Consider the following 1,760-nt stretch of genomic DNA (forward strand, 5'->3'; position numbering starts at 1 on the left):
TGGGTGCAGGGCGCGCGGCTCGCCGCGGTCTCGCGCACGGCCACGGCCGCGGTGAAGGCGTTCGGAGACGCGCGCTGCGCAGCCGAGGTCGCGGAGGGCGCGGCGCCCTTCGCAAACGGGATCTGGCCGACGGCCGTGGCAATCCTCGACGCGGCGTTGGCGATCGGCCGGCAGGCGCCGGAGATCGACCTCGTCCGCGCCAGGGACCGTCTCGATGCCGCCCGCTCGGCCCGGGTTCAGGCGTAGGCGCGCAGCCGCGGCTCCACCGTCAAATCGAGGTCCATCGCCTCGCAGTTGGCGAGCCATTGCCCGGTGAGGTGGTAGAAGAAGGTCGAGTGCCCGACGACGGCGATGGTCGTTTCCGGCCGCGCCCGCAGCCAGTCGCGAAACCCAGCGACGCGCGCATCGAACAGGTCGCGCGGCTCGACCGGATAGCCCTCTGCCTGAACCGGGTCCTCCGCATGCCACCAGATCTCGGGCAGGTGGCCGACGTCGAAGTCCGGAAACTCCTCCGCCAGCACCGAGGCCGCCCGGCCGACGTCGCAAGAGCTTTCCTGGCACTCCCGGTGCAGCACCTCGACCAGCAGAGCCGGCTTCGACGGATGTCCCGAAAAGATGCCGGCCGTGGTCTGCAGCGCCCGCGTCAGCGGCGACGTCACCACCAGCTCGAACGGGATGCTTTGCAGGTCCTTTCGCGCGGCCGCGGCCTGTTGGTGGCCCAGATCCGACAGCCGCGCATCGATGTGGCCAGGGTCGCGGCCGGTCGCCCGGTGATGCGCGTTGAAGGTCGATTCGCCGTGGCGGATGCAGACGATGCGGGTCGGGCTCATGCCCCGCATGTACGGCCCGCGACGCCGGCCGGCCAGTCGCGCCGCTGCAGCCCAGTGTCGCGCACAACCGAAATCACTCGATCCGCACGACGACGCTGTCGCTGGCACCCGAGGCGTCCATCACCGAGATCCGCGCGAAGCCCGCGCCCTCCGGGCTCCAGGCCGCTTGCCGGCGCATGCCCTCGGACACGGGCAGGCCGTCGACCATCCAGGTCAACGGCGGCTGGCCGCCGAGCGCCTTGAGGGCAAGTTGGGCGCGTGCGCCTTCGCTCAGGCCGAGATCGACCCGCGATCCGTCCGGCGGATAGGCGATCTTGAGGGGCACGCCGAGGGTCACCTCCAGCGTCTTCGGCGCGTCCCGGCGAATGTGGCGCAGGGGCGGCGGCAGGCCGGCCGTGGCGACGACGAGGGCGTCGTGCGGGCGCGGCAGGGTTTCCGGCTCACCGCCGAACCGCGAAAACGCGTCGAACAGGACCGGCGCGGCCGAGGCGCGCCCGACGAGGCCGGGCACCGAGGCCCCGTCCGGCCGGCCGATCCAGACGGCAATGGTCACGCGCCGGTCGAACCCCACCGCCCAGGCATCGCGATAGCCGTAGGAGGTGCCGGTCTTGAAGGCGATCCGGCCGGAGAGTGCGTTCTCCGGTGGGGGGGCGCCCCTCAGGATGTCGGCGACGTACCAGGCCGAGACGGGGTCGGCGATGGTGCGCTCCGCTTCGTGCTCATCCGCGGTCACTCTCCTCCCCCTTGTGGGGAGGAGTTGGAGGTGGGGGTGGTTCCGCTGGCCGCCTTCGCAGTCAGGCTGAACCACCCCCACCCCTGGCCCCTCCCCACAAGGGGGAGGGGAACCCGGCACCCGGCGCACCAGATCCGGCACCGCCCCGCCCCGCGCCAGCCCCGCATAGAGCCGCGCGAGGTCGGTCAGGGTGATGC

At 72.4% G+C, this 1,760-nt stretch carries 1 protein-coding gene and 2 pseudogenes; 1 reads left to right on the forward strand and 2 read right to left on the reverse strand.

The genetic code is table 11. From position 1 onward, the window contains the following. A pseudogene (locus FV217_RS22215) lies at nucleotides 1-246 on the forward strand (hypothetical protein); the annotation flags it as partial. Here the strand turns inward: FV217_RS22215 and FV217_RS22220 are convergent. Together FV217_RS22220 and FV217_RS22225 are read right to left on the reverse strand one after the other, a co-directional pair. Beyond that, nucleotides 237-830: a histidine phosphatase family protein gene (locus tag FV217_RS22220; RefSeq protein ID WP_147821795.1), complete on the reverse strand. Its 594-nt coding sequence runs from the start codon at nucleotides 828-830 to the stop codon at nucleotides 237-239. The pseudogene FV217_RS22215 and the gene FV217_RS22220 overlap by 10 nt on opposite strands. A gap of 73 nt (nucleotides 831-903) precedes the next feature. Then, nucleotides 904-1,760 (reverse strand): annotated as a pseudogene (locus FV217_RS22225) (hypothetical protein); the annotation flags it as partial.

Source organism: Methylobacterium sp. WL9 (assembly GCF_008040035.1).
GTDB lineage: Bacteria > Pseudomonadota > Alphaproteobacteria > Rhizobiales > Beijerinckiaceae > Methylobacterium > Methylobacterium thuringiense.

Coding starts and splice junctions, on each gene's coding strand:
- FV217_RS22220 (WP_147821795.1), bottom strand. CDS start 830: ATGAGCCCGACCCGCATCGTCTGCATCCGCCACGGCGAATCGACCTTC.